This window comes from Algoriphagus sp., from assembly GCF_030694375.1.
Classification (GTDB): domain Bacteria; phylum Bacteroidota; class Bacteroidia; order Cytophagales; family Cyclobacteriaceae; genus Algoriphagus.
Window position 1 is genome coordinate 196,012 of record NZ_JAUXYL010000049.1, and the last position, 26,415, is coordinate 222,426.

Genomic DNA, 26,415 nt, shown 5'->3' on the forward strand with positions numbered 1-26,415 from the left:
GACTTTAGGTCACATTAAAATCCAACTGTCTTCCTTCTTTTTTGGCTTTCATATCCAAGGAAGTACCCAATGCTACACCAATAGCCAATCCGATGGGTAGTCCAAGGGCAAGTAGCGCCATATTATCCACCATCAAGCCAAAAGCGGCACCCAGGGGCAACCCGAAGGCCGACATTCCTACAATCATCCACAAATTGCGAAAATGATTTTTGGGAACGAGTTGGTGATCTTTTTCAAGTTTCTTTAGTAGATCTTTTTGAACTTGGTCAAGCTTTTTGATTGTTTCTGTGGTCGTGCCCGGAAATACTCCTATTTCTTCAATTTCATGATTGATTTGGAGTACAAGAGAATCAGGAAGAGAATGCTTTCCGGCAGCAAAAATCAGGTTACTTAAACTGGTAAATTTTTTAGTAAGCTTTGGTTCTAAGATATCTGCAGATGGAGAAAGAAAAATAGGCTTGATGTTCATGGGAGAAAAATCTTTAGTCCGAAAATGACTGATTATGTGGAGTTTTCAAAGAAAAATCCTTTCAAATTTCTCTTTTTGAAAAAGATCTTATGTCAAAATCTACATCAAATAAGGTGAATAAATAAGTACAGCGACCGCAAATGCAGTCAAAGCAGCAAATGTCACCGCTCCGGAGGCAATATCTTTGATAAATCCTATTTTCTCATGGTGTTCAGGATGGATGAAATCACAGACTTTTTCCACGGCAGTATTTAAGCTTTCAATCGAAAGGACTAATCCAATAGCCAAGATTTGAAGGGCCCAATCTACTCTGTCGATATCCAAATAAAAGCCCAATCCCACAAAAATCAGAGCAATTACACTTTGGGTAATAATAGCATTTTCGGTGGCAAGCAAAAGGAATAAGCCCTTGACGGCATACCTGATACTTTTGATTCGACCGATAATAAATCCTGACATAGGTAGAGGGGTTGAATTTGACTGGGAAATTAGGGAAAAATGGATTCACTCTCATTTTTGAAACCCTTCTACTTTGCTGCGGGGTAATGATGAATTGCAGTTCGTCAAAATAAACTCAGGAATGGGCTTTATGTCTAGCCGACTTTCAGGACAGACAGCTTGGCATTTGCTGCTGTTATTTTACTGTTCTCCACTTGAATCTTTCTTGCTACCGCTAAAGAGGCTTTTCAGGGTTCTATTTCACCCCCACCAATCGGAAGGGAAGTAAAAAGATATTCTTGACCAAATCGAAACTTAATTCCACCGCAAAACCCAACAAACGAAACGGAAGCAAAAGCAACCAAACAAAAGGATAAAGAATCAGTGCGGCGATGGCGATAGGCCAACAAATAATAAAGAGGATAAGCCAAAGAAGAAAGGTCAGCATGATGGAATGGGTTTGATATCATCACTCAAAATACATTCCAAGGATAAAAATCCATGTTTATGGTAAACGGAGTCGGTTTTCTTAAAATGAATGCACTAAAATCGGACACTTTTGTTCGGACGGTTTTTTACAACCAAGAAGTGCCGCAAATGAAACCGAAATGTTGTACTTCTGTGGGAAAGTATGCCAAAGGCACCTCCTTTTGAAGCCCGGCATACAATGCCGGGAATTGGGGCGAATGGTTCCTCAGAACACTGAATATACCCTATGTATCTTTCCTTCAAGGATTAAAATTTTTTTTCCCTTAAATAATCTAAAAAAGCTCAGACTATTGTCTGTTTAGTTTATATTCAGGAATTAAGTAGCTAAAAATCATTCGATCCTACATGCGCCAATTATTTTTCATTTGGATTTTTCTTGCTTCAGGTCTCAGTTTTTCGCAATCTATCTCTGGCGTTGTAAAAGAAAAGGGCACTGGACTACCACTACCATTTGCGAACGTCTTCATCAATAATACCACCATCGGTGCAGCGACTGATATAGATGGAAAATTCAGACTTTCTGGTAATTTTTCAAGTGAGATCGAAATGGTTGCCTCTTTTGTAGGTTATGTGACCGAAGTGAAAACAGTTTCTTTTCGGGGGAAAAACGAGGTTCAAATCGACTTCCAACTCACATTTAATGAATCCAATCTTTCTGAGATCGAGCTCAAAGCCAAGCGAGACAAATCCTGGGAGCGGGAATTGCGTCGATTTGAGGAATCGTTTCTGGCATTGCCGGATGATCCCTATAAAGCGGATATAGAGATTTTGAATCCTTGGGTGTTGGACTTTGGAAAAGTCAAAGCCAACAAAGGCCCAAATTACCTACAAGCCACAACCCAAGAGCCTCTTAAGATCAAAAACAAAGCCCTGGGTTATGATTTGACTTATTACCTGCAGGATTTCCGGGTGATGCGAAACGGCACCCGATTTTTTGGACAGGTATTTTATGAACCCATCAAGTCTGAAAACCCCCAAGAATCTGAAGAGTGGATAAATGCAAGGGGAAATAACTACCACAGTTCACTTCGCCATCTTAATCAATCCATACTTCTCAACAGCAGGGATTCGATTCATTTCAGTATCTACCAGGTCTTGCCAGAAAAGATGGATCGTAGACGAACCAATGACTTTTATGAAGAATTGAATAAATCCATCGTCTCAGTCCCAAAAGATTCCATATTGAGAAGGCCAATGGGAGATGGAAGTTACCGAGTTTTTCTGCCGCGGAGGATGGAAATCCACCATTTGGACAAGTCATGGAGGAATGACTATTATACCAATGTATATCATGCCATCAGTTGGATCGAAGCACCGGAGAGGTATTACGACATAGACCGTATGGGTACTTTGATCAATCCAACCCAATTAGTACTATCCGGATATTTGAGCAGGCAACGGGTTGCCAGAACTTTACCGTTGGATTTTGAGCCAAATAAAAATTTCATTGTAGAAAATCTTCAGACTGAAGTTATCACAAGTCCTGCCTTGAAATTAAACAGGCTTCGGGAAAAAGCTTGGCTGACCACAAATAAACCGTATTTCTATCCCGGTGAAACTGCTTGGATTGGAGGAAGAATGCTCTATCAGGAACCTGCTTTGGCTGATTCCTTGAGCAGAGTGGTCTATGTCGATCTGGTCAATTCCAAAGCTGAGATTATTCAGACTTCCATTTTCTCAATAGAGCAAGGAAAGATTTCTGGTGGTCTACTTTTAGCTCAGGACTTAGTTCCGGGGGATTATGCGCTGAGAGGGTATACCCATTGGAGTCAGAATTTTGGACAAAAAGACCAGTTTATTACTCCAATCATTATAATGAATCCGGGTTTTCAACCTAAGGCTGAATCTTCTGATTCAGAACCTTTGTCAGGTGAGGTTTCAATAATCCCCAAGTATTCAATCACAGATTCCTTGAGTTATCGGGTGATGGATTTGAAGTTAGATTTCTTGGATGAGTTTCAAAATCCAATTGATACCGAATTCATTTTATCCTTGTTAGATGGAGAAGCAGTAGTGGAAGTTGATTCCTTGAGTTCTTTGGAAAAGGCAATGGACTGGTTGGATGAGCCGCTTGAGGATGACTTTAATTCGGAGGTTTCCAGCTCGATCGAATATGGAATATCGATTCGGGGTAAGTTTATTCCAAGCAATAAGCGGCAACCCCTTATAAATCCAATCACTGTGGTACGTGGAGATTTGGAGGATTATGGTCAGGTGATGACAGATTCTTCGGGTAATTTTTGGGCGACGGGACTGTATTTTCAGGATACAGCCAAGATTGCTATTGCTGCCTTGGATGAGAAACGAAGGCCTCATGGATCAGTAGAGATTTTCTCAAGAAATTTGCCTTCAGTTTCGCAAACCTTCCCACGTTATTTTTATACCAAGGAGCCAATAAAAGAAAATGACAGGCTACTGGATTTATCTGGTGATTATATCCTTTTGGACGAGTTTGTAAAAGAAGAAGTCAAAGTCCGGGAGACTATGGCTGATCGAAACTATGGCTACGGTACTCCTTCTCGAGAAATGGGACAGGAAAAATTGGAAAAAATGGCGACATGGGAGCAAGTCTTTCAATCAATGGGTTTGTTTAGCAATTATAACTACGGCGAAAAAACCGGTCCTCCAATGGTCATTTTAGATGGACAAAAGTTTCCTTTTTTAGACCCAGGTGAGATTTTAGGATCTCTAGTGCCTTCTGAGTTAGAGTCAGTCAAAGTGTACTCTGATCCCATAAGTTTAGCAATTTTTGGTATGCTAGGCTATGGAGGAGTGATTATGGTTGAGACCAAAAAAGGCTTTAGAACTAATCCTGACTCCGATAGAAAATTCAACTCCGAAGGATTTCAGATTTTCGATATTCCAGGTTTTACAGATTTTGAAGAGTTTCCTAAAAACCCTCCTTCGGACCAATACCTGAAGAAAAAGCCTACTATCTATTGGGAACCTGATGGTCAAACTAAGGAAGGGAATTATCAAGCCAAAGTGAAAGTACCTTATGGTGTGAATTCTCTGAGAATCCGAGTTGAAGGAAAAACGGTGGATGGTGAAGCTTTTTATAAGATTCTAAAAATAGAGCTTTAAATACAAAGAGCGGGAGCGGTCTTTGATTTAAACTCCAAGTAATTTTTATTCAGAACTATTGTTTTGTCGGGATTTTTGTTCCTCAAGTTCATTTTGGACATCAATAAGTTCCCGCATAAGTTTCCTTTCTCTTTCTATGCTATTTCTTTTATGCCGATCAAAATCCTTTTCAATTTGGTCCAATTGTTCGATTTGGGATTTAAGTCCAATTTTTTGACTCAAAAGTCTTATTGTGATCACCGCTCCATATATAATTAACAAGCCAAGGCTGAGGGCGAGTATCGGGATGGTGAAATCTGAAGGGTTTGTAGGATTGTTATCTGGTTTTGATTCCTGAATGTTTGCGGAATCAACGATTTGTTGAATAGAATCAACTTTAGCATTGTATTTTTTCTGCTCTTGGATAAGCAACTCTTCCTTTTGCTTAAAAGAATCTTTCCATACTTTTTTAAGCCTGTCCCAATCGGCTTCTTTTACTACCAGATATCCCGGTGAATTAGTGGCACGCCTGAAAATTGTGTCGGAAGCTTCAATGGAATTTTTTGGTGGTGAAAAACTAGGCTGTTGCGACAGCGCTGGGGAACAGAGCAATATCAAGATAAGCGTTGATAGCCGGAAAGTGGCGCCAATTGTAGTAGAATTTAGCACGGATTCTTAATCTAGGGTGATAATCAGTTCTAAAGAACGATAAAAAATTGTGAAAAAAAATTAAGTTACAATTAAGTATATATAATGATTTGTCTAAAAGTCAATTCATTAACCATTATAAAGTAAAATCCAAAGGGAAATCCAGCAGGACTGAGCGCTTGAATAATGATAGCCCGGAGTGTTCAAACAACAGGAAAATTTTTTAAGTTAATAATAGCATTGAGGTCTTAAAGCCATACATATTCGAAAAAGAAAAACGGGTTAGGCGCATAGGAAATGAATCATTCCCGAAAGCTAAATTAAGCGTCTATAAATCCTTTTTCCGACATGTTCAATAGGTTCCAAAAGAGATTCATTCTGGATTTGATGTAGAATTGCCACGTCAAAAAAATAGGGTTGATAGCTGTCGGGATATTGGCTTGGATTGACTATCGGTTTCAGGATTTGTTCGACACCCTTCGGGGTCGTAGGGATCATATTTCCGTCTCGTTAACCACGGGTTTTACCCGTGGCTATTGAGAAGTTTGACCCCTGTCGGGGTCGGTGTTTGAAAGCAATGTTTGATGAATTAACGATCCTGAAAGGTCAAACTTTTGAATAACCCTAGGTGCAACCTAGGGGATAAAAGTAAACGAGATTGCCGCCAACAACCCCGAAGTGGGTTGAACTTATTAGGGAATTTCTGAAATAGTTCGACACCTCCCGAGATCACTATTTTCATCGGAACTGTTACTTTGGGGTCTTTTTACCCTATTGTCTTCATTGTTGGCGATGAAAAAACCGCCAAGTTTCCACTCAGCGGTTTAGTAATTTAATAATTGAGAATAGTTGTTTATTTATACTCAGTTTTTTGCCAGTAGAGGAAAACCAAGAATAGACATTAGTTTAATATCTAAATTCATAGCCTCTTCGGTCTCCGGTCTTCCAGCGGATTTCAACAGATAATTCGCCTATGGGGTTATAACATATATCCTTATTCCTAGTTTTCTCAATCAAAGCAACTTACTCAGCTTTTCTATTTTCTTACTCAAGTTCAAAATCGCTTTCGCATATCGTGTGTCCCATTCTTCCAGTCGTGCGGTGTTTTTGATTGCCACCTCGTATTGGATGCCGGGTAAAATCCAGGAGGCATAGCCTGAAAACGGATCATTGCACACATAGAGCGACTTGTACCATTCTCCATAATACATTCCTCGAGGATCAATCCAGCTTTTCTCCAGACTAATCAAGCCTGTGTTGATCTTTTGGAGTTTTTTAGCAGATACTTTTCCGGAAGAAAGTCCAGCTTCCAATGCACTTTGATAGGCTGTCGAACTGGCTTCCAGTTTCGCCAAAGCAGTATTGACCTGATCAAATTCTGAGAAGTTGGGCTCAATGGATTTTACATTTTTCACGGCTTGCTCAAAGTGTCCTTTCAGATCTTTTGCGTAGCGCGGCACATCATAAGGGATCACGGCTGCGTTTGCCTGCCTGATGGCTACCAAACCAAATAGCTGGGCAACTGCTCCACCCATTTTGAAACTCGGGTCCGAAAATTTCGAGTAGTAGTGGAAATTATCATAGTTGGAGTGATAGGCAGTCGGTCCGCCTGATCCACCACTTAGGGAAGGCACTCCCACATGCATGTAAAAAGCAATATGATCTGATCCACCACCTAGATTACCGATGCCGGGTTCCGGTTTTTTTCCGGCCCAGATTTCAAATACTGTTTTGGCCGAATCCGGATACATGACTTCTTTGGAGGCGTCAATGATCAATTTTTTAAGGGTAGGAGCGGCAGAGGCACCAAAATTTCTACCGGAAACTCCCGCATCAAAGTTCATGTAGGAAATGGCTTTGGCACCAAGTTCCTTCTTGAGATGCTCCACCCATTCTGTGGACCCGATCACGCCCTGCTCTTCCGCATCCCAATGTCCTATCAGAATCGATCGAGCAGGCTGTTGACCTTTTTTATACAAGTCGCCCAAGGCTTCTGCAAAAGTAAGGAGCATGGCTGTGCCTGAATTGGGATCTGTGGCACCAAAGCTCCAAGCATCGTAGTGGCTTCCCAGAATGATCCATTCATTCGGGAAGTCACTTCCTTCGAAAGTACCTATCACATTGTTTGCCCGTATAAATTCAGGCTTCTGATCGACCATCACCCGGACCTTCAGGCCTTCCCCTCCAGTAATGCGATATTTGAAATCTAGTCCACCTTGCCAGGCTTCCGGGGCTTCAGAACCTGTCATTCTACTCAGTATTTCTTTGGCAGCACCATAACCGATAGGTGTAACCGGTATTTTATGGAAGGCCACATCTTTTGGATCCAAACGCTCCACTTTCTCAGGTCCATCAAGCGGGAGGGCAGGCTTACCTGGAGTCAGAGGATCACCTGTGTAGTCCAAAGTCAGCATGGATCCACGCTGAATAGTAGTTTCATTGAAAAATGGGCCTTTGGGATAGACGTCTCCACGGGTGAAACCTGAATCTTTTGGATCGGTGTAGACCACTAATCCGATCATGCCATATTGCTCGGCGTATTTGGCTTTGTAGCCACGGAAGTTTCCTCCATAGCGAGCCACAGCGATTTTTCCTTCCAATGGCACACCCATTTCGGCGAGCTTCATGAAATCTTCCCGCGTACCGTAATTCACATAAACAACCTCAGCTGTCACATCTCCACTGCCAGAAAAGGCATTGAATCCCAAATGAAGTCGTGGATCATCTGAAAATGGATCTTCAGGCAATGCACCTTCTTTCTGTGATAAGGTCAACTGAACAGGTGAGATGATCTGCAGTTCAGACTTTCCAGGATGGTTAGGTAAGTAAACGTCATAAGGCCAGACTTTCACAGCCATGCCAGCTTCTCCCATGATTTTGACCAGATAATCTTTGACCAGTTCATTTTCCGGTGTACCGGCAATGTGCGGGTTTTTGGTTAGTTCAGCCAAATGAATTTTAAAACGGTCATAATCGACAGCCTTGAGGTAATCGGATTCGAATTTCTTCTGATTCTCAAGTTGATTTTTGAAAAATCCATCCTGCTGCGCAAAAGCACTTAAGGACAGGAGGGAGGCGGCTGTTAAGGTGAGTAAGGTCTGTTTCATTAAGGAGTTGAAAGGTGGTAAGGTTGGAAAGTTGAAAAGTTACTATGGGTGTTTGTATTTGTTTAGAAATAGAAAATTCAGATGAACTGGTTCCTACTTCTGATGCAATATCGAATTTCGAATATCAAATTTCGAATATTGAAGAAAAAAAAGGCCATAGAATAAGTTTCCATGGCCTTTGTGAGTTTAATTAGCTTTCAAGCCAGGTGATCGCTCAAGAAATTCCTGATACAATCGAATGTGTCTGTTTGACATCGGAATCATGTATCCGTCAATGAAGACGTGCAAAATCTGGGATTTGGTCTCCAATGGATCTCCGGTGGAAATGACCAAGTTTGCCCGTTTTCCGGCTTCCACTGATCCATATTGGTCAGCGATTCCAAAGATTTCGGCCGGATTGATCGTAATTGCTTTCAGGGCGTCTTCCTTTCCCAGTCCATAGGCGGCAGCAAATGCCGCATGAAAAGGCAGATTTCTTACGTTTTCTTCTTCATCCGTTCGCAAAGCAACTTTTACCCCGGCTTTAGCCATTTTGCCTGCATTTGCATAAGGAGTGTCATAGCGGTCAGACTGTCGAGTAGGTAGATCCTGCACCGGTCCAGTGATAACTGGAATACCGGCTTTTGCGATCTCATCCGCCACCCTCCAACCTTCGGCAACACCGGAGAAGATAACTTTGATGTTTTTTCCCTCTACCCATTTGATGGCATGTTGAATGTCAGAGGCCGTATTCACTACAATCAAGAGTGGAAGCTCGCCGGAAACTGCTTTTGACAATTGATCCATTTCAGGATAGAATTGCAATTCAGCGCCTGATTTTTTCAGGTTCAGATACTTACTTGCATTTCCCCAGATTTCATTGGCTTCTTTTAAAGCTTTTTCAGAATCCTTCTTGACATCCTCATCTGATCTGCGATCAAATCTCCCACGACGTCCTGAGCTAGGGAAGTTCATCACCACAGCTTTGAATCCACCATACATCTGATCCGGCGTGTAGCCATTGAGATTTATCAGTGCTGCTGTTCCCGGGAAAAGTCCTCCTGTTGGGACTGTAAGTACAGTAGTAACTCCGGAAACTCGGGTGACTCCAATGGCTTCCGAGTTTGGATTTACTGTGGTCAGAGCCTGCATATTTGGAGTTACATTACCTATTTCGGCATAATCTACAGTTTCTGGTACGGAGCTTATTTCTACTAAACCGAGGCGAGTTCCGCTGTCTATCATTCCGGGATAGATGAACCTACCGGTGCAGTCAATTACCTCAGCACCAGCGGCACTGAGATTGGTTCCCACTTGGACTATTTTTCCATTTTCGACCAAAACAGAGGTATTGGTCAAAGTTCCTTTGGTAACTGTCACTACAGTGGCATTTTGAAGGAGGAATTTTCCTGTGCGAGGTTTTACAAATTCCCCGTCGATCTGAGCCATGGCAGCCACTGGAAGCAGGGCTAGCATTGAGGTATAGAGGGTTTTTAAAATCCTGTTCATGATTTGTCTGAATTTTCGGGGGATTAATGTTTTTCTTCAATGAAAGCTCCCTGAAATGCCTCAAAGTATTCATCCACATCCTGGAGACACTGATGATTTTCATAGGCATGCAGGAAAATCGGTTCTACCATTTCGGTAGCACTTACAAATTGACGCTGATCATCGGGATCGGCTTTGATGTCAAAATATTTGACTCCATCGACGAAAGTCATCTGTGGAATAGTGTAAGACGATAGCGGATGCCCTTCGAAAATCACCAAATCTGCCTGCTTGCCCACTTCGATCGAACCTACTTTGTCGTCAATTCCCAGTTGTTTGGCAGGATTGATGGTAATCATGGCCAAAGCTTCCTCATCCGTCAATCCTCCATAGCGCTGAGTCTTGGCGGCTTCGTGATACAAGTGGCGAATCAGTTCGGCTGAGTCAGAATTTATGGAAGTGATTGCTCCATTTCGCTGAAGTATGGCTGCATTAAATGCTGTGGAATAATAGACTTCCATTTTGTAAGCCCACCAATCGGCAAATACTGAAGCACCCATGGTGTACTGGGCGATTTCCGGAGCGACTTTGAAGCCCTCATTGGTGTGCTGAAATACCAGTTTAGTGATGCCAAAATCCTTCGCTACGTTAATTAGCATGTAGATTTCGTCGGCACGGTAGGAATGGCAATGAATGATGATTTTTCCGTCCAGGATATCAGCCAAAGTTTGAAGTCGCTCATTATATGCAGGTGGTGTTTTGGTATTGCCTTTTTGACTTTTGGCTGCGTTGTAAGTTTCCCATCCTTTTTTGTATTGAAGAGCCTCGTTGAATCCGTTCCTCAAAACAGCTTCAACACCCATTCGGGATTTTGGCTGGATTCCGTTTCCACGGCCATGAACCCGGGTAGGGTTTTCACCCAAAGCAAACTTGATCGTACGTGGGGCATCCTGCATGATGATATCGGAGGGATCTTTTACACCCCAGCGATGCTTGAGTGTTGCATTTTGTCCACCGACCACATTGGCCGAACCGTGCATGGCATGGGAGATCGTCACTCCACCGGCAAGGGCGCGGTAAATTCCAATTTCAAAGGGATTGACCACGTCTTTCATCCTTACTTCAGAAGTGATCGGGGAGGAGGCTTCATTGACCACATCCAGAGCGACATGGGAGTGAGCATCGATAATTCCGGGCATAAGATATTTTCCGCTGGCATCGATAGTTTCTACTCCTGCAGGTGCGGAGAGATTCTTGCCTACCTGACGAATGATTCCATTTTGAACCAGCACGTCTGTATTTTCAAGATTTCCTTTAGTGACCGTGAGAACAGTTGCGTTTATAATTAAAACGTTACCTTTTTGGGTTTGAGCATTGGAATAATTTAAGCCCAGTCCCAACAAAGCAGCAAGTATTAAATTGAGCTTTTTCATCTGTTTATAATTTGATTTTTTTGGTCAGATGGAATCTCGCTTGAATCATAATCTCTCCTGTGGGTGTCGATTGCGTCGTGCTCGATTTCATAATTTAAAGAGTTAGGCTTGGTAAGTTAAGTTTTGCAGTCAAAGGAAATGATCCAAATTGGCCAACGCTCATGGTTCCGTCCATGGCATTACCTGTGATTTCTCCTGTGATGTCCACGGTAAGAGACATTCCGCCGGCACTGACATCAAACTGAAATGTGAGTTTCTTACCATTAACTGAAACATTTTTGATTGGGGCAGTAACTTTGCCATTGCCAGAAGGATCGGCATAGGTGATTGTACCGGTGTATTCAACTCCGTTTTTAGCAATAATCAACTCCCCTCCAGATGAACCAGCAGGAGTTTGAGAAGTATAGTCCCACTGTCCCGTGATAGTAGCATCTCCATTTTCAGTTTTTCCGTTTCCATTTGCAGATTTTTTCTTCACTTCATAGTCGAAAATATATCCGTCCACTACGACATGCTTGATTTGAGCCTCTTCCTTAAAAATTGAATCTGTGCTGATGACAAAATTTGCCATCTTCCCTTTTTCAATCGTTCCGGCAAATTTACTGATTCCGAGGATGCTTGCAGGATTGGTTGTCAAAGCCGCCAAGGCAGTTTTTTCGGTCAAACCATTTTTGATCATTGTCCTAAGGGCTTTCATAGCATCACCGGGCTTTGCATCAAGGGTCGAAAATCCAAAGGGAACACCAGCTTTTTCCAAAAGCGATGCTTGCTTCAATGCTTTATCGTAGGCATCTTTCACTCTTAAATATTGCGCATTGGTAGCTGTGGTGACACTGTCTGTTTTTTGATTTTTTATGGCTTTATCATCCGGCACCTGAAGTTTGATGAGCATTGCTGTCCCGGAACTCTTGATCAGGTCGATAACATTCTCATAGTTATCCAAACCTGCCAATACCAGTTTAAAGCCAAATTCCTTTTGCAAAGCAATAGCTCTCCTGGCTTCCAATTCTGTTTCGGCTTTGAAAATTACCGGAATTTGACCCTGAACCACTGCTGCCATTGCAGTATGAGTAGGGGTCATTTCAGGTCTTTTCACGCCGGCTGTGGAGGCAAATAGTCTGGAATGATCCAATGCGAGGGTGGTATTTTGATACACATCGCGAAACTTGGCTATTACACCGGCTGCGGTCGCAGGATACATTCCTCTTGCTCCTGAAAAATTGGCGGCCAGGGCTGTATTTTCTTGGATTACATTGACCGAACCAGAATTCCCTAAAATCATGATTGCTGCTTTTCCGGGGATCATTCCCCCATCTGGAAGCACTTGAGAAATCGTGAAACCTGCCTTTCTCCAATCATCTACCTGATTTCCGGTGATTGAAAATTGATCTGTAGCCGATCTCCAAGGGGTAATGCCAGCAATCTCGTCGGGTGGATTGGAGGATACAAAATCCTTTGGTCTTTCCGGGTCCTTGGGTTTGGTAATTCCTGCAGAGCTTGCTCCGTCAATGAATCCCGGATAAATAAATAAAGAATCTCCGGCGATGAGCTGTGCTTCTTTTGGAAGTGATAGATTGGGGCCCATTCCGATAATTACTCCCTCACGGAACAGAAGGGTAGCCTTGGTGCCCGGCTGCCCGGGACTTGCAAAAATTGTAGCGTTGGTTATCGCGTAGGTATCGGTAATTCTCCGCTTTCCTGTTGGGTCACTTTGGGACCAAGCAGCATGCGAAAGAAAACCTGATATCAGCAATCCAGCGAATCCTGCTTTCAGAAATTGTCTTTTCATTCGTTTGATGGTTATTCTTCAACAAGCAAGCTAGCAAAAGCAATTTCAGCTTCTAGGAGGATTTATTTTTTGAAACTTTTTTTTTGATTAATGGTCTTAAGCCGGTCATGAAATGCGATAAAGTGCTTGTTATTTACATCTCTGCGTCAATCCTCTTATTTGAGTGGTGAAAATGAATTGGATATTATTCTTTGATGCTATATTTAAGCTAGGATCACCCCCCACACATGAAAAAAATTCTAATAATCGAGGACGACTTGCTTATTTCCAGTTTGGTGCAGTTTAGGCTTAAAAAGGACGGCTACGAAACCCATTTAGTCTGTGACGGCAATGAAGGAATCAAGGCAATTGACGAACTTAAGCCTGACCTGATCATCACTGATGTGATGATGCCTTTTAGAAGTGGAATTGAAATCATCCATTATGCCAAGCAAACCCAACCCGATATACCTATTATAGTATTGAGCTCTCTTGGAGAAGAGGAACAAGTGGTTTTAGAGGCATTCAACCTTGGAGTTGCTGATTTCATACCCAAGCCATTTAATCCCAATGAATTGGCTATCCGTGTCAAACGTGTACTTAAATAGAATCCAATGAAGAGACATGTACGCTGGATTGTCATAGGTTTATTTTCATTGATCACCGGATTAACTCATGCTCAGGAAAACTTGATTCCGGAGGATTCTATTGGATTTCGTGATTTTTTGATCTTGCAAAATGAGATCCCCGGAGTCAGTTACAGGTTTCAAATTAAGGAGAAGCTAATTTCGGATAGGCTTCTGACTGACAGTCTTTATTTATTTGTCAAAACTGACTCGGGTTTTTTATCCAAGCTTTTTTCAGACTTTGGGCAGATCAGGCAATTGGAAATGCCTCTCCATTATGATAGCCTTCAATACAAACTGCACTATTTGGTTTTTTCTGAAGTATCAAGTGTTGCTGCCACGCGGGAATACCTATCAAATCGGATACAAAGCGGAGATCTTTTAGTCCAATTTGAGGAAATAGCTCCGTCTGATGATTTGGTTTCTCTGGCATCCTACGCGCCATATTTACCCATGCAGAAGTTTAAGTTGAGGTTTATTTCTGATTATAAGCTTTTTATAGTCACTGGGGTTATCGCATTTTTCCTGATAATTGCAACTTCTATGATTGTGGCTATGCTTTTTATGAAAGCCAAAATAAATAAGCGGGAAAAGCTCCGCAAGGACTATGATCGGCTAATTATTGACCCCTTAACTTCCTTATTGTTTGAAAAAGAACAGGAAGAAATAGAGCTAATGAAGTTCGACGATATTTATCAGTATTTTCCTGAAGAGATGCTGGCGAAGCCGCTGTACAAGGATGTCCTGATAGATCGGATTATCGGTTTAAATAAAAAAATGAAAGGAGATTTTAAAGAAAAGCTGAAGGCTATCTTTAAAAAACTAAGCTTAGATAAGATCTCTTTGGATTCACTCAGCAGCTCCGAATGGGATAAGGTAGCAATGGGTTTGGTACAAATTAATGAAATGGATTTGGTTGAAGCTTTGCCAAAGGTAAAAGTCCACGCCAATTCCTCAAATTTTCATATCAGATCACAGGCTGTTGCCACCTTACTTAATTTGTCTGAAAAAGTGGATCTTACATTTTTAAGAGATCAAACTTTTCCGCTATCCCTTTGGCAGCAGATGAATTACCTTCGGATTATCAGATTTGTAAGGCATCAAAAAGATCTCAAACTCCAAATTTTGTTTGATTCCAAAAATCCAAGCATTCGCATTTTTGGATATAAATTGGTCAGTGTGTTGGGGAGGGTGGATCTGATTGAGCATCTGGCAACCCGATCAGGCGAGATTTCTGACGAAGAGAAAATCGAAATTTTGGAAGTCTATTCCACCTTGGGAGCCCACATGGAAGTGGGTTTTATCAATGATTGCCTGAATTCTGAAAATGCAGAATTGTCAATGGCTGCGGCCAAAGCTGCCGGATCAATCGGGGATTCAGTTTCAGCAGATATTTTGGTCGGATTGATTGCAGTTGAGACAGATTTCAGAAGAAAACATGGCTTTTTGAAAAGTCTCTATGACTTGGATAGAGACCGCTTTGAACTAGCTACATCCACAAATCCTGAAACAGAAACGATAGAAATCAGAAAACACATTTTAGACCCAATGTTGCAGCATGTATAGCTTTTTGTTTTTTCTCATTTTGGAGATTTTGGGCGTGATATTTTTGGTCCTTAGTTTCTCCGTCATTTTGATTTATTTGATTTTGATGATCCTGAGTGCTCTGGAAATGCGGGATTACCTTCGTAAAAACAGATTTGCTGATTATGGGGATATCATCACCTCACCGATTGCACCTGGCGTGTCCATTTTGGCTCCGGCCTATAATGAAGGCCAAAATATCGTTCAAAATGCGCAAAGCCTACTTTCTCTTCATTATGGAAAATTTGAGGTCATCCTGATAAACGATGGCTCAAAAGATGATACACTTGAAAAACTCATTCATTTTTTTGAGCTGGAGAAGACCCATTATGCCTATAACCCTGAGATTGAAACCAAGCCTGTCAGGGGTGTTTACCGCTCCAAAAACATGTCTTTCCGTCGACTCACTGTCATTGATAAGGAAAATGGGGGGAAAGCTGATGCTTTAAATACAGGAATTAATATTGCCGAACTGGAAATTTTAGCCTGTATCGACGTGGATTGCATTCTTTCGAGCGACTCCATTTCCAGAATGGTTCGTCCATTTATGGAGGAGACCAACCGAAAAGTAATTGCAGTCGGCGGGGTGATCGGCATAGCAAATAATTGCGATGTGCAGGACGGGACTGTGACTACCTATCGCATTCCCGAGTCACAACTTGGAAGATTTCAGGTTATCGAATACTTCCGTGCCTTTTTGATGGGTCGGATGGCTTGGTCCCGCATCAACGGACTGATGCTGATTTCAGGCGCTTTTGGATTTTTCCGTAAGGATTTGGTCAGAAAAGTGGGGGGATATTTTCCAAAGACGGTAGGGGAAGACATGGAATTGATTGTCCGCATGCGAAGGTATATGGAAGAGCAAAAAATACCACATAAAGTCGGCTTTGTACCTGATCCTTTATGCTGGACAGAAGTTCCTGAAAGTGAGGAGATACTATCCAAACAGCGAAACCGATGGATGAGAGGAACCATAGAGACACTTCAACTTCATCAGGCGCTAAGACTCAATCCAAAATATGGTATACTGGGAATGATTTCCTACCCTTTTTGGTCGATTTTCGAAAAGTCCGCACCTATTCTCGAATCTGTTGGGGTACTTTATACGCTAGTTCTGCTGGTGACGGGAGATTTTAGTGCAGTCTATTTTTTCGCATTATTAGTGATGATGTATTTATTGTCATTGCTGGTCTCATCTTTCAGTGTACTCTATGAGCAGATTGCTTTCAACAATTACAAGGATAAGAAGGATTTGAGAAAATTAATTTGGATGATCATTATTGAGCCTTTTGTAATACATCCGAAAATCGTCCTATGGGGACTTCAGGGTCATTTTGATTTCATTAAGGGTAAAGGCGGATGGGGGTCTATGATCCGAACCGGCTTCAAAAAGGCAGAGGATAAGAAAAATTTAACACCACAATCCACGGGCTGATGAAAAAATTATTTATCGCTGTATTTTCTCTGCTTGTTTCGACCCACTCCTTGATGGCACAGGATTCATTTGATCCTGACGAACTATTACTTCAAGCAAGAGAGTTGATTTTTTCGAAAAAGTATATTGAAGGAAGAAAAATTGCCTATCGAGCTTTGGATAAGTATCCAAACTATGCCGATATATTGATTTTGGTAGGAAGAAGTTATGCTTGGGAAGGGAAAAATGACTCAGCCAATATTTATCTGGAACGTGCTATAGTGGCCTCTCCAACTTATTCTGACGGATATGTCGCTTACTTGGATAATTTATTTTGGTCAGAAAATTACACCAAAGCGGATGAGATTCTTGGCCGGGCAAAATCCAGTTTTGGAACTTCAATTCCGGATGAAATCATCTACCGGGAGTCCCGCTTATTTTACTATCGTGAGCTATATAAGGAGGCTTTTGAATTAGTCAATCCCCTCTTTAAAAAGGGCTTCAAAACTGAGGGAATGCTGGGCTACATGAAAAACCTCGAACGGTTCAGAAAGGTCAATGCTGTGGGAGCTACCTATGATTACGATACATTTGAGGGAGCCATTGAACCTTGGCATACTTGGTCGTTCTACGGAAGAACCCGTACAAAATTGACTGGAGCCCTGATCGCCCGCGTAACTCAGTCAGCCAGATTCGATAATTTTGGGACTTTGGTAGAATTGGACGCGTATCCTAGCATCGGGAAAAACGGGTACGCCTATCTTAATGTCGGGGGTTCGGGAGCATCCTTTTTTCCAAAATTCAGATTTGGTGGTTCTTATTTCCATAATTTGGAAAAGGGATGGGAGCTAGAAGGTGGATATCGATATCTCGGCTTTTCGGCTGTCACCCATATCATTACCGGTTCTGTTGGCAAATACACCGGAAATTGGTGGTTAAATCTGAGATTAAATGTGATTCCTGATGCAACATTAGGGGCAAGCACCTCCACACAATTTACGGCTCGATATTATTTCAAGACGGCTGAAGATTTCTTCAGCATTCAGCTCGGTACAGGGGTATCACCGGATGAAGAAACACGAGACCAATCCCAATTGCTCAATTCCTACCGAGCAAGAATTGGCTATCAACAGCTGATTTCTCCAAAGTTTATGATTTATGGATTCACTGGATACAGTCGCGATGAACTGAGTACAGACAACTTTAGAAATAACCTTAATTTATCCCTCGGATTCGAGTACCGATTCTAGGCAGAAGCATTATGAAAGAAGAATTAAAGGGTTTCCTTATTCGGCTTTGGCCACTATTCTTATTGTTTGTGGGTCTTCCACTGTTCAGCTTTGCGATCTGGTATTTATTGCCGGGCAAAAAGCTGGACATTTTGGTCATAGACAAAACTGTGAAAGATCAGAGTTTCCAAGAGCATGCTGGACTTTTTTGGAGTTTAAATCATTTGAAATACAAAAAATCTGATGGTGAATTTTATCAGATTGACAAGGATTATTTGGGGTTTTTTCCCACTGGGAAGCAGGATTTTGGAATAGCTAAAGATCTGAAAGGTAAGTCTCAGGACGAAATTCGGACTCTGGTCAGACAGCAAGATCTCCTATACATTGCCGACACCTATGGCGTGTATGAAGGTGATTTTTCGGAAAACAAAAAAGAACAAATCACCAAAAAGATTTATGGAGGATTGGACTTTCCCGAACTTCAAATGATTCGGATGGCTAAAGAGGAAGGCAAAGTGGTAGTGGCTGAATACAATTCAATTGCTTCGCCTACGCCAAAAGCAATTCGGACGGAATTTGAAAATCTGATGGGAATCAAATGGACAGGATGGATTGGTCGCTACTTCGATGAATTGGATACCATGGTCAATGGAGATATTCCCGGTTGGATGATCCGGCAATACGAACGTCAACACGAAATTTGGAATCTAAGTGGCCCGGGATTGATTTTCATAAAAGAAAGCGGTGAAATTGAGGCCTTTGTTCATACTCGGGATTATGAAAACAAGATTCCACTTATTCGTACTCAGAAAATTAACAAGCATGGATTCAAACTGCCCGAAGTGGTACCGTATCCAGATTGGTTTGATGTGGTGATGATCGAACGGGACTATCAAGTGATTTCCTATTATGATATAGCTCCCACTTCACAAGGTTTGCAACGGATGAGGAGCATGGGATTACCGAGATTTTTTCCGGCTGCAATCGTCAGGAATTTTGAAAAAGGCAGTCAATACTATTTTTCCGGAGATTATTCTGACATAAGAGGAGACTTTGGGTCCCATCGTTTCTATGGATTGCCTACGCTTTGGCGTGGGCTTTATGTTGCCTCAGATTATACGGATCGTCAGAGTTTTTTCTGGAATTACTACCTCCCTTTAGTTACTCAGGTCTTAGAAAAAAGCAAAAAAGAATCCAACTAACAAATTGAAAAACCGCTATCGAATTGGCAAAAGCTTTCTGGTTTGGACCATATAGCTGTTTTTGTTTTTAAATTCCTCAAACTCTCCATTTAGTCTGTTAAGGGCGTCATTGTCTTCAATTGGATCAATATTCATCCCGTCAGAAACAAGGAAAACCTGACCGTCGGAAAGAAAGAACTCTCCGTGAATGTAATCCAGAAGTTGGTTTTTGTTTCGCATCAAGGGCATTGCCAATAGGGATTGGAAGTTTCTTGCGGTGTCCAATACCTGTCCTTGCCAGATAACTTCCTCTGGAAGTGTCACCAAGTTTTGTTTTTCCAGCATCGCCAGAAGCGAAGGGGTAATTTCATAATGACTTGCTACCCCCTTGAAATAATCTCTGCGTTTCAACAAGGGGGAATAAATAAGCAGCGGCACATGAAACCGATCAATCCTGGAGACCATGGGGATTTCGGGAAGCCGGTGATCGCCCGTAATAATGAAGATGGTATTGGAAAACTCAGGACGATTTTTATACGCGTTGATAAACAATTTCACTGCATCATCTGCATATAATATGGTCATATAGATGTCCTGATAGGACATATACTCAGAGATTTTTGCATTGCTGAGATTTAGATAATTGCGCAGGTGATTTTGGAGTTTTTCCTGATAAAATTCTCTTTCCGGGACAATGTAAGGATCATGAGAGGTTTGCATTTGAAAGATCCGCAATTGAGGGGCTGTTCGTTCGTTGGGCAGTTTTTGAAGTCCATTAAGAAAAAGATCCTTATCGGGATACCCCCAGGAAAAGCCGCTTTTAGAAGGTGTTTTATTGAATTGTGGTAAAAAAGTAGACTCATCTTCCAGCTGAACTGGCTTTTGGTAGTTTAGAAAGTCCGCTACCCGGTCAAAATTTTTGTCAGCACCTATAAAATATCGGGTTTCGTAGTCATTATCCCCCAAAACGCTGAGGAGGGATTGATGATGTGGGAATTCCTGATAGAGTTCGAGGAATCCTTTTTCACCAAAAGGAAGGCCTCCAAATACACCCGGGAGCAGTCCGAAAGTCCGTCCTGTTGAGGACAACGCATTGGTCCAGACAAGGCTGTGCTGTTCAAGTGAATCGAGGAATGGGGTGAAGCTTCCCAGGTATGCATCTCTTCCAGAGTAGGCTTTTCCAAGACTTTCCACAAAAATAAAAACCAAATCAGGAGCCTGGGTCAGACTATCGAAAAATGGGCTTAGAACGTCAGGATAATTGTTCTTATGAAGAAAAGGAAACTCGTCATTGGTAAAATCTTTTTTCACCAACAGATCATCGTTTGTTCCTCGTAGGTAAAAATCAAAATAAAACTCGCCTCCGTACATCCAGTGGTCAAAGGATTCTTCTGTCAGATATTTGGACTTATTCAGTGCAATATTCCGTTTGGTTTCATCGGCATCCAAATTGGAATTTCTGGGAATCAAAGTCATGATCAAAAGTCCGAGAAAAAGAAAGGCGGTCATTCCTGCGTAGAATTTCAGTCCAAACCTGGAAACTTTGATCCCCAGATAAAGTAGGCCCAAAATCAAAGCAATAGCCAAACTTCCCAAAATCAGATTAAGTGTATTTAACTGGCCTGAAGCGGATACAGTCAATACAAGATCATTCCAGTTATAGGCAAAAAGATCTTTTCCGAGCGGCACTAGTGTCTTCGTGAAATAAAACACCAGGCCCAAGTGAGCAATCAGAAAAATGGTCAGTGTTATCTGAAGTAAGATTCGTGCTAAAAGCGCAGAAATAAGACTTAATATTCCATAAATTATAAATAGCAGTCCCAGAAAATAGAACAACCAGCCGGCGTCCTGATATAAACCTGACCAAAGGACTTCAGCGATAGAAAAATTTAAAACATGTGTTTGAAATACCAGAATAACCTCAGCAATTCGAAATAGAATTATCAATCCGGTAAAAATCAGGGCCATACCCCAAAAATTTCTTAAGATGTTCTGAACACGAAGTGGGAGTGTGGAGCGGATTTCAGCCTTTTGGGCCATATTGTGCGGTTAAGTTTTTTGAATATGAGATTTAATATAGGGCAAAACAGGGTATCTTCAGCCGTTATTTCAAATATATGAGTAAATCAGATTTGTTATTGGAGCTTTACTCCAATTTAAGTACTACTGGGGCACTTACCTTTAGCTCCAAAGCCTTAGTCAATAAAATGCTTTCCTATACAGATATTGCCAATGCCAAGTTGGTGGTAGAACTTGGTGGAGGGGATGGAAGTATCACACAAGGGATCATAGACAGACTTTCACCCGATGCAGAGCTAATGGTATTTGAAATAAACCGATCTTTTTGTGATGCCATGGAAAAGCAGTTTCCCATGCCGAATGTCCAAATAATTTGTGATTCAGCAGAGAATTTAGAGCTTTATCTGAAAGGAAGAAAAGTGGATTATGTTTTGTCGTCCCTGCCTTTTAGTTTAATCTCCAAGGAGGCTACAGATCAGATTCTATACCATACCAAAAACTCACTCAACGAAAAAGGGAAATTTATCCAGATTTGCTATTCCTATTTGCTAAAAAAACTTTTCGGAAAATACTTTTCAAAAATTGAAACAAAGTTCACTATGCGAAATTTACCACCCGCTTTTGTCATGATTTGCCATTAAAAAAAATGCCTGTGGAAGTACTCCGAACAGCCATATTGGATTTTTGTAGAAGGAGAAAGAAGAAAACATTTTGCCCATCCGAGGTAGTTCGGCAGCTATTTCCCCAGGATTGGGAGCTTTTTATGCCTGATATCCACGAGGAGATGATGCAGATGTACCGTGAAGGACTGATTGAGGTGACTCAAAAGGGTAATCCCATCGACCCTAACCAGAACCCCAGAGGTCCTGTGAGGATTTCCGGACTTGCCAAACCAAAGTGATTACCCTAGTGTTATCCCCTAAATTTAATCCCCATGAACTTAGAACAAGCACTTCCAAAAACAACTATCGAAATTCCCGACGGCCTTGAGCTGATTACCCTTGGTGCAGGTTGCTTTTGGTGCACCGAAGCTGTTTTCCAGCGATTGGAAGGGGTGGAAAAAGTCATTTCAGGATATGCAGGGGGGATTATTCCCAATCCAACGTATAAGCAAATCTGCACCGGGACGACCGGACATGCAGAGGTTATCAATGTTTATTTTGACCCAAAGAAAATCAGCTTGGAGAATTTACTTGAAGTTTTTTGGGCAACACATGATCCCACTACACTCAACAGACAGGGAGGAGATGCAGGGCCGCAATACCGCTCGGCTATTTTTTATCATAATGAAACTCAAAAGGAAATTGCTTCAAAACATAAAGCTGAACTGAATGACAGTAAGGTTTTTGACAATCCCATCGTGACTGAGATTACCGCATTCACCAATTTTTATCCGGCTGAAAATTACCACCAGGACTATTTTAATCTGAACGGAATGCAGCCCTATTGCCAGTTTGTAGTCCGCCCAAAAGTTGAAAAGCTGAAGAAGTATTTTGGGGAGAAGTTAAAAAAGTGAGTATAGGGCAGGGAAAGGGTGTCTGGGGTCTGGAGAAAGAATGGAAGTGTTTTTTAAAGGTCTGGTTTTAATAATATTGGCAATTCAAAAATCCATTCTTTACATTCAATTAACCTAAGGAGGGATTTAGTTCGCCAAAAAGGACTACTTTTGTAGAATTTAACCTTTTTAAAAAAATAGAATGAAACGAACCAGAGCACAAGAGTCCAGAGCAGCCATTGAGCGATTGTACATTACGATGCGCCATCTTTTTAACAGAGGTAGCTACAAGCCATTGGGTGTTTCCGGTGAAGGACTTATCAGTGCACTGATGACTTTAAGTCCGGAGATTTATGGTTTGGTTACCGATTCAGAAAAGTTGGAACTCGATGGATTGCTCTATGTGATGGAGCGTCTGCCCAGAGGGATTGAGGAATGCCGCTACGTACGATTGATCAGTCGTGAGGGGTATGAAACCTCTCATTTGACACCACTCATCCCGGCCAAAAGAAAGCGTAATTGCTATCGATTGGATCATCAGATTATGTACGTGGAGATGACCCGTGGTCGGTCTGACATCTACGATATCCTGACTCACCTTACATTTCTATACATAGAATCCCAAAAAATTCTGCGAAACAGCACCGATCCAAAAGGTAGACTTTCTTCCAATTGGACCATGCTGGCTGATTTTGTGAAAAAAGAACAGGATGGGGAGGAGTTTGACAAAGAATCTGCCAGTGCTTATTTGAGTCATTTGATCGGAAGAACTTTTGAAGAGACCCGAGACGCAGTAGATAAGTTTGAGAGTAGCAGTAATTCAAACAGTCTTTTTTCCATCGTGTATTACCTCGGGAAACTGGCCATGGATGAAGCGACAGAAGGATTGGATCGTGAGATAAGCTTCTCTGCAACCTTGCGAGAGCGAGTGGGGCATCACGTCTATGGAGAACTTTGGGCAGACCGAATCAAGGAAACACTACTGAATCTGGATCTGCTTAAACGTCCGATTCATATCATCTCAGCCAATCTTCACAGCGTCCTGAATACCATCTATGGTCATCAGGCATTGGGATTGAAGTCATATGAGGAAATCGAGCAGGTGGTGATGGATATTTCTGTCAAAGCAAAAAATAACCACGGAAAGAAAATTCGTGATTATGCGGAGAAACATGGATTCATCGATCTTCCTGACGAGTCAGGTACAAATATCGGAGCACAGATCATTGACACGGCCTGGCTTGAAAATTCGACCTTAATCCCTGGTGTTGCCCTTCCGGAAGAAAAAGAAAAGCGTCCGGTTTTCGTGGTAATGGATTATGCTTTTGGGGAGCAAGCCTATGAGTGCTTTGACGAATTATTGAAAAAATATAATGTGGGCGAAAAGGAGTATTCGCTGAATGTCATTTCGACTTCCATTATGGGGAAAGCAGGAATTTTACACGGCGGAAAAGGAGACTTAATGGTTCCGGATTCACACGTGTTCGAAGGAACTGCCGATAATTATCCCTTCAGGAATGAGCTGAAAAAAGCAGACTTCGAAGGATATGGTTTGGGAGTCTATACCGGATCAATGGTAACTGTCTTGGGTACATCCCTGCAAAACCGGGATATCCTCACCTATTTCATGAAGTCCTCTTGGCATGCCGTTGGACTGGAGATGGAAGGGGCGCATTATCAAAAAGCCATCCAATCCGCTTCCAAGATCCGAAAAAGCATCCGCTCCAATGTAAAAGTGCTCTATGCCTATTATGCCTCGGACAACCCATTGGAGACGGGAAGTACTTTGGCCTCGGGAGCTTTGGGAATGGAGGGCGTTCGCCCAACTTACCTGATCACTTATAAAATTTTGGAAAAACTGTTTGGTTAAGCCCTTTAAAAGAGAATTCTAACTATTTAAAAAAGCGGTAGCCAAATTTTGGCTACCGCTTTTTGCTTTCATTAAACTCAAGGCTTTTCCACTCGAGTGGAATGAAGCATATCCAATCGCCACCCTGCATTGGTTTTCACTGCTGTGGCACTTTCCAGCCACTTGATTTCACGGATCACTTCTCCATCCCGGGTGATCGTCGCATAATTCCAATAGCCCACCCAAGCCCGATTTCCTTCTACTTTGGTCTGAATAAATTCAAAACGATTGGTTCGGGTAGGAGGATTGGGATTGGCCTGAGCCCGAGTCAGGTAGTTTTGGATAAAAGCCATGTCCCAAATTTCCCCCTGCTCGAAGAGTAAGAAATCAGGGGTGTAGAAATTTGGAAGCAAGTCTGAATTGAACTCTGAAAAGATCCCATCAAAGGAATCCTGAATCAGTTGTTGCACTTGCTTTTCATCGGATGGAATTGCGTTTTGAGCGAAAGCAGCTGTGTTAAGTAGAAGGAAGAGTAGGAGATAGACAGTTTTCATAGGAAAGGGGATTCGATTAGTAAAAGCTTCAATCTCTTTGGAGGATTTTCCCAATCAATAGCCTGCATTCAAAGGAGGAGGACCATCAGGAACAATTCCTTTATAGACATAATCTCCTTTTCTGGCTTTGAATTCCGCTTTGATTTCGTTTCGGAGGGTTTCGTTTTGGTAGAGATCAACCATAGTCATGGCAAGTGCTTTGGCTGCGTAACCCATCCCTTTGTGCCCGATGGACATTCCTCCCGAGGCTACCACCGCCCAGGAATGCCAAGGTGTGCCGTTTGGTGCCGTGGTCGCGGTCATACGAATCGTGGGTACTACCCAACTCACATCACCGACATCGGTACTTCCTCCCATGCTGTGTTCCAATGTCTCTTCCAGTGGTTTGATGACTGATACCAGCCCGATCTGAGGTTTTCCGGTAGCTTCCTGAATCTTTTTGGCGAATGATTGCTCTTCCTCGGTGTAGGTGATTGGCCCAAGTGCTTCCAGATTGGTTTGCATAGCAACTGATCCGCTTCGGTTTACCAAAATCTCATGCACGCCAGAGACCAAAGTAACCTTGTGGCTGACATTGGCCAAAATTGCTGCCCCTTCTGCCATTTTCTCCACCTGCTTCCAGACAGGCATTAAGCCTTCTCGACTGGTATCTCTTACCCGTACCCAAAGTCTGCTATAGTCCGGAACCACATTGACTACCTGACCTCCGTCCTGAATGTGGTAGTGCATTCTCACGGTTGGTTTGACGTGTTCGCGGAAATAGTTGATTCCGTTGGTATAAAGTTCCAATGCATCAGAAGCAGAACGACCATTCCATGGATCAGCGGAAGCATGAGCGGCTTGACCGTTGAATTCTACTATAAAATCAACCAAAGCCAGACCTTTTTGAACGTCGGTTTTGGTTTGATCCTCAGGATGCCAATCCATCATGATATCCACATCATCCATCAGTCCAGCCCGAAGCATCCAGAGTTTGCCAAAGAATTTTTCCTCAGCAGGAGTTCCATAGAATCGGATTGTCCCTTTGATTTTTCCGTCGGCAATGAGATCCTTGATCGCTCCTGCGGCACTGAGTGAAGCCACACCAAATAGATTGTGACCGCAACCGTGCCCGGGGGCATCTTCATGAAGTGGGCTTTTAAAAGGAACTTTGTTCTGTGAAAGACCGGGAAGTCCGTCAAACTCTCCCATAATGCCGATGATGGGGCTACCCGAGCCGTATTCTGCCACGAATGCCGTTGGGATTTCCCCTACGCCACGAGTCACCTTGAATCCGAGTTCTTCAGCATAGGCAGAGAGGGCTGCTGAAGACTTGACTTCTTGAAAGGCAATTTCTTCGAAAGCCCAAATTTGATCGCTAAGCTCAGTCATTGCAGCAAATCGGGATTTGATGGTGAGCTGGACAGTTTGCTTTAAGGGATTAGGCTTTGTTGTATTTTTTTGGGCAAAAAGGGGAGAAGTAGCGCTGATAAATGCCGCAGCTATTACTAAATAGCGTTTTTTCATGATGATTGGTGGTCTTGTAAGGTTTTATAGGGATAAGATAAGCATGGATTTGGAATCTGAGAAAGTTTTCTGCCGT

At 42.2% G+C, this 26,415-nt stretch carries 21 protein-coding genes; 10 read left to right on the plus strand and 11 right to left on the minus strand.

Features of this window, described 5'->3' with window-relative positions; all coding sequences use genetic code 11:
• Positions 1-4 precede the first annotated feature (4 nt).
• From Q8M62_RS21030 to Q8M62_RS21040, 3 genes are all read right to left on the minus strand, one after another.
• Positions 5-469, minus strand: a complete 465-nt coding sequence (locus Q8M62_RS21030) for a hypothetical protein (RefSeq protein WP_304900188.1) — start codon at positions 467-469, stop codon at positions 5-7.
• Positions 470-568: 99 nt separating this feature from the next.
• Entirely contained in the window at positions 569-928 is a 360-nt protein-coding gene (locus Q8M62_RS21035; protein WP_304900189.1) for a diacylglycerol kinase, read from the minus strand.
• A 235-nt stretch (positions 929-1,163) separates the two neighbouring features.
• On the minus strand, positions 1,164-1,355 hold the full coding sequence (locus Q8M62_RS21040) for a hypothetical protein (protein ID WP_304900190.1): 192 nt from the start codon (positions 1,353-1,355) through the stop codon (positions 1,164-1,166).
• A 386-nt stretch (positions 1,356-1,741) separates the two neighbouring features.
• Here Q8M62_RS21040 and Q8M62_RS21045 point away from each other — a divergent pair, with 386 nt between their 5' ends.
• Complete coding sequence (locus Q8M62_RS21045) at positions 1,742-4,480, plus strand: carboxypeptidase-like regulatory domain-containing protein (RefSeq protein ID WP_304900191.1); 2,739 nt, start codon at positions 1,742-1,744, stop codon at positions 4,478-4,480.
• Positions 4,481-4,525: 45 nt separating this feature from the next.
• Here the strand turns inward: Q8M62_RS21045 and Q8M62_RS21050 are convergent, their stop codons facing one another.
• The 5 genes from Q8M62_RS21050 to Q8M62_RS21070 all read right to left on the minus strand — a co-directional run bounded on the left by Q8M62_RS21050 (position 4,526) and on the right by Q8M62_RS21070 (position 12,903).
• A complete protein-coding gene (locus Q8M62_RS21050) occupies positions 4,526-5,128 on the minus strand; it encodes a hypothetical protein (RefSeq protein ID WP_304900192.1) in 603 nt (200 codons plus the stop codon).
• A gap of 992 nt (positions 5,129-6,120) precedes the next feature.
• The gene (locus Q8M62_RS21055; protein ID WP_304900193.1) at positions 6,121-8,214 is read right to left on the minus strand and encodes a M28 family peptidase; all 2,094 of its coding nucleotides are present in this window, start codon (positions 8,212-8,214) and stop codon (positions 6,121-6,123) included.
• 186 nt (positions 8,215-8,400) lie between these two features.
• Positions 8,401-9,702 (minus strand): amidohydrolase family protein, encoded by a 1,302-nt coding sequence (locus Q8M62_RS21060; protein WP_304900194.1) that lies wholly within the window; start codon positions 9,700-9,702, stop codon positions 8,401-8,403.
• Between the two features lie 23 nt (positions 9,703-9,725).
• Positions 9,726-11,114 (minus strand): amidohydrolase, encoded by a 1,389-nt coding sequence (locus Q8M62_RS21065; protein ID WP_304900195.1) that lies wholly within the window; start codon positions 11,112-11,114, stop codon positions 9,726-9,728.
• 94 nt (positions 11,115-11,208) lie between these two features.
• Positions 11,209-12,903, minus strand: coding sequence for an amidohydrolase family protein (locus Q8M62_RS21070; protein WP_304900196.1), 1,695 nt, complete (start codon positions 12,901-12,903; stop codon positions 11,209-11,211).
• A 227-nt stretch (positions 12,904-13,130) separates the two neighbouring features.
• Between Q8M62_RS21070 and Q8M62_RS21075 the strand changes: the two genes are divergently transcribed.
• From Q8M62_RS21075 to Q8M62_RS21095, 5 genes are read left to right on the plus strand one after another with little or no spacing between them, the layout of a single operon-like run.
• Complete coding sequence (locus tag Q8M62_RS21075) at positions 13,131-13,490, plus strand: response regulator transcription factor (protein WP_092728398.1); 360 nt, start codon at positions 13,131-13,133, stop codon at positions 13,488-13,490.
• Positions 13,491-13,496: 6 nt separating this feature from the next.
• Positions 13,497-15,074, plus strand: coding sequence for a HEAT repeat domain-containing protein (locus Q8M62_RS21080; RefSeq protein ID WP_304900197.1), 1,578 nt, complete (start codon positions 13,497-13,499; stop codon positions 15,072-15,074).
• Positions 15,067-16,527 carry a glycosyltransferase family 2 protein gene (locus Q8M62_RS21085; protein WP_304900198.1) on the plus strand — a complete coding sequence of 487 codons (1,461 nt, stop codon included), beginning with the start codon at positions 15,067-15,069 and terminating at the stop codon, positions 16,525-16,527. The genes Q8M62_RS21080 and Q8M62_RS21085 overlap by 8 nt, the downstream gene beginning before the upstream one ends.
• Positions 16,527-17,756, plus strand: coding sequence for a YaiO family outer membrane beta-barrel protein (locus Q8M62_RS21090; RefSeq protein ID WP_304900199.1), 1,230 nt, complete (start codon positions 16,527-16,529; stop codon positions 17,754-17,756). The genes Q8M62_RS21085 and Q8M62_RS21090 overlap by 1 nt, the downstream gene beginning before the upstream one ends.
• Before the next feature lie 11 nt (positions 17,757-17,767).
• Complete coding sequence (locus Q8M62_RS21095) at positions 17,768-18,937, plus strand: hypothetical protein (RefSeq protein WP_304900200.1); 1,170 nt, start codon at positions 17,768-17,770, stop codon at positions 18,935-18,937.
• A 15-nt stretch (positions 18,938-18,952) separates the two neighbouring features.
• On the opposite strand, the gene Q8M62_RS21100 is transcribed toward Q8M62_RS21095, so the two are convergent.
• A complete protein-coding gene (locus Q8M62_RS21100; RefSeq protein WP_304900201.1) occupies positions 18,953-20,956 on the minus strand; it encodes an LTA synthase family protein in 2,004 nt (667 codons plus the stop codon).
• A gap of 77 nt (positions 20,957-21,033) precedes the next feature.
• Here Q8M62_RS21100 and Q8M62_RS21105 point away from each other — a divergent pair, with 77 nt between their 5' ends.
• From Q8M62_RS21105 to Q8M62_RS21120, 4 genes are all read left to right on the plus strand, one after another.
• On the plus strand, positions 21,034-21,576 hold the full coding sequence (locus Q8M62_RS21105) for a class I SAM-dependent methyltransferase (protein ID WP_304900202.1): 543 nt from the start codon (positions 21,034-21,036) through the stop codon (positions 21,574-21,576).
• A 5-nt stretch (positions 21,577-21,581) separates the two neighbouring features.
• Positions 21,582-21,836 carry a DUF3253 domain-containing protein gene (locus tag Q8M62_RS21110; RefSeq protein ID WP_304900203.1) on the plus strand — a complete coding sequence of 85 codons (255 nt, stop codon included), beginning with the start codon at positions 21,582-21,584 and terminating at the stop codon, positions 21,834-21,836.
• 33 nt (positions 21,837-21,869) lie between these two features.
• Positions 21,870-22,451 carry a peptide-methionine (S)-S-oxide reductase MsrA gene (gene msrA / locus Q8M62_RS21115; protein WP_304900204.1) on the plus strand — a complete coding sequence of 194 codons (582 nt, stop codon included), beginning with the start codon at positions 21,870-21,872 and terminating at the stop codon, positions 22,449-22,451.
• A 181-nt stretch (positions 22,452-22,632) separates the two neighbouring features.
• Positions 22,633-24,300: a hypothetical protein gene (locus tag Q8M62_RS21120; RefSeq protein WP_304900205.1), complete on the plus strand. Its 1,668-nt coding sequence runs from the start codon at positions 22,633-22,635 to the stop codon at positions 24,298-24,300.
• A gap of 77 nt (positions 24,301-24,377) precedes the next feature.
• On the opposite strand, the gene Q8M62_RS21125 is transcribed toward Q8M62_RS21120, so the two are convergent.
• Positions 24,378-24,833, minus strand: a complete 456-nt coding sequence (locus Q8M62_RS21125; protein WP_304900206.1) for a DUF4440 domain-containing protein — start codon at positions 24,831-24,833, stop codon at positions 24,378-24,380.
• Positions 24,834-24,887: 54 nt separating this feature from the next.
• Positions 24,888-26,339, minus strand: a complete 1,452-nt coding sequence (locus Q8M62_RS21130; protein WP_304900207.1) for an amidohydrolase — start codon at positions 26,337-26,339, stop codon at positions 24,888-24,890.
• Positions 26,340-26,415 lie beyond the last annotated feature (76 nt).

Excerpts from the sequence above, each read along its gene's own strand:
- Q8M62_RS21030 (WP_304900188.1), bottom strand. The coding sequence starts at position 469 with ATGAACATCAAGCCTATTTTTCTTTCTCCATCTGCAGATATCTTAGAA.
- Q8M62_RS21035 (WP_304900189.1), bottom strand. The coding sequence starts at position 928 with ATGTCAGGATTTATTATCGGTCGAATCAAAAGTATCAGGTATGCCGTC.
- Q8M62_RS21040 (WP_304900190.1), bottom strand. The coding sequence starts at position 1,355 with ATGCTGACCTTTCTTCTTTGGCTTATCCTCTTTATTATTTGTTGGCCT.
- Q8M62_RS21045 (WP_304900191.1), top strand. The coding sequence starts at position 1,742 with ATGCGCCAATTATTTTTCATTTGGATTTTTCTTGCTTCAGGTCTCAGT.
- Q8M62_RS21055 (WP_304900193.1), bottom strand. The coding sequence starts at position 8,214 with ATGAAACAGACCTTACTCACCTTAACAGCCGCCTCCCTCCTGTCCTTA.
- Q8M62_RS21060 (WP_304900194.1), bottom strand. The coding sequence starts at position 9,702 with ATGAACAGGATTTTAAAAACCCTCTATACCTCAATGCTAGCCCTGCTT.
- Q8M62_RS21065 (WP_304900195.1), bottom strand. The coding sequence starts at position 11,114 with ATGAAAAAGCTCAATTTAATACTTGCTGCTTTGTTGGGACTGGGCTTA.
- Q8M62_RS21070 (WP_304900196.1), bottom strand. The coding sequence starts at position 12,903 with ATGAAAAGACAATTTCTGAAAGCAGGATTCGCTGGATTGCTGATATCA.
- Q8M62_RS21075 (WP_092728398.1), top strand. The coding sequence starts at position 13,131 with ATGAAAAAAATTCTAATAATCGAGGACGACTTGCTTATTTCCAGTTTG.
- Q8M62_RS21080 (WP_304900197.1), top strand. The coding sequence starts at position 13,497 with ATGAAGAGACATGTACGCTGGATTGTCATAGGTTTATTTTCATTGATC.
- Q8M62_RS21085 (WP_304900198.1), top strand. The coding sequence starts at position 15,067 with ATGTATAGCTTTTTGTTTTTTCTCATTTTGGAGATTTTGGGCGTGATA.
- Q8M62_RS21090 (WP_304900199.1), top strand. The coding sequence starts at position 16,527 with ATGAAAAAATTATTTATCGCTGTATTTTCTCTGCTTGTTTCGACCCAC.
- Q8M62_RS21095 (WP_304900200.1), top strand. The coding sequence starts at position 17,768 with ATGAAAGAAGAATTAAAGGGTTTCCTTATTCGGCTTTGGCCACTATTC.
- Q8M62_RS21100 (WP_304900201.1), bottom strand. The coding sequence starts at position 20,956 with ATGGCCCAAAAGGCTGAAATCCGCTCCACACTCCCACTTCGTGTTCAG.
- Q8M62_RS21105 (WP_304900202.1), top strand. The coding sequence starts at position 21,034 with ATGAGTAAATCAGATTTGTTATTGGAGCTTTACTCCAATTTAAGTACT.
- Q8M62_RS21110 (WP_304900203.1), top strand. The coding sequence starts at position 21,582 with ATGCCTGTGGAAGTACTCCGAACAGCCATATTGGATTTTTGTAGAAGG.
- msrA (WP_304900204.1), top strand. The coding sequence starts at position 21,870 with ATGAACTTAGAACAAGCACTTCCAAAAACAACTATCGAAATTCCCGAC.
- Q8M62_RS21120 (WP_304900205.1), top strand. The coding sequence starts at position 22,633 with ATGAAACGAACCAGAGCACAAGAGTCCAGAGCAGCCATTGAGCGATTG.
- Q8M62_RS21125 (WP_304900206.1), bottom strand. The coding sequence starts at position 24,833 with ATGAAAACTGTCTATCTCCTACTCTTCCTTCTACTTAACACAGCTGCT.
- Q8M62_RS21130 (WP_304900207.1), bottom strand. The coding sequence starts at position 26,339 with ATGAAAAAACGCTATTTAGTAATAGCTGCGGCATTTATCAGCGCTACT.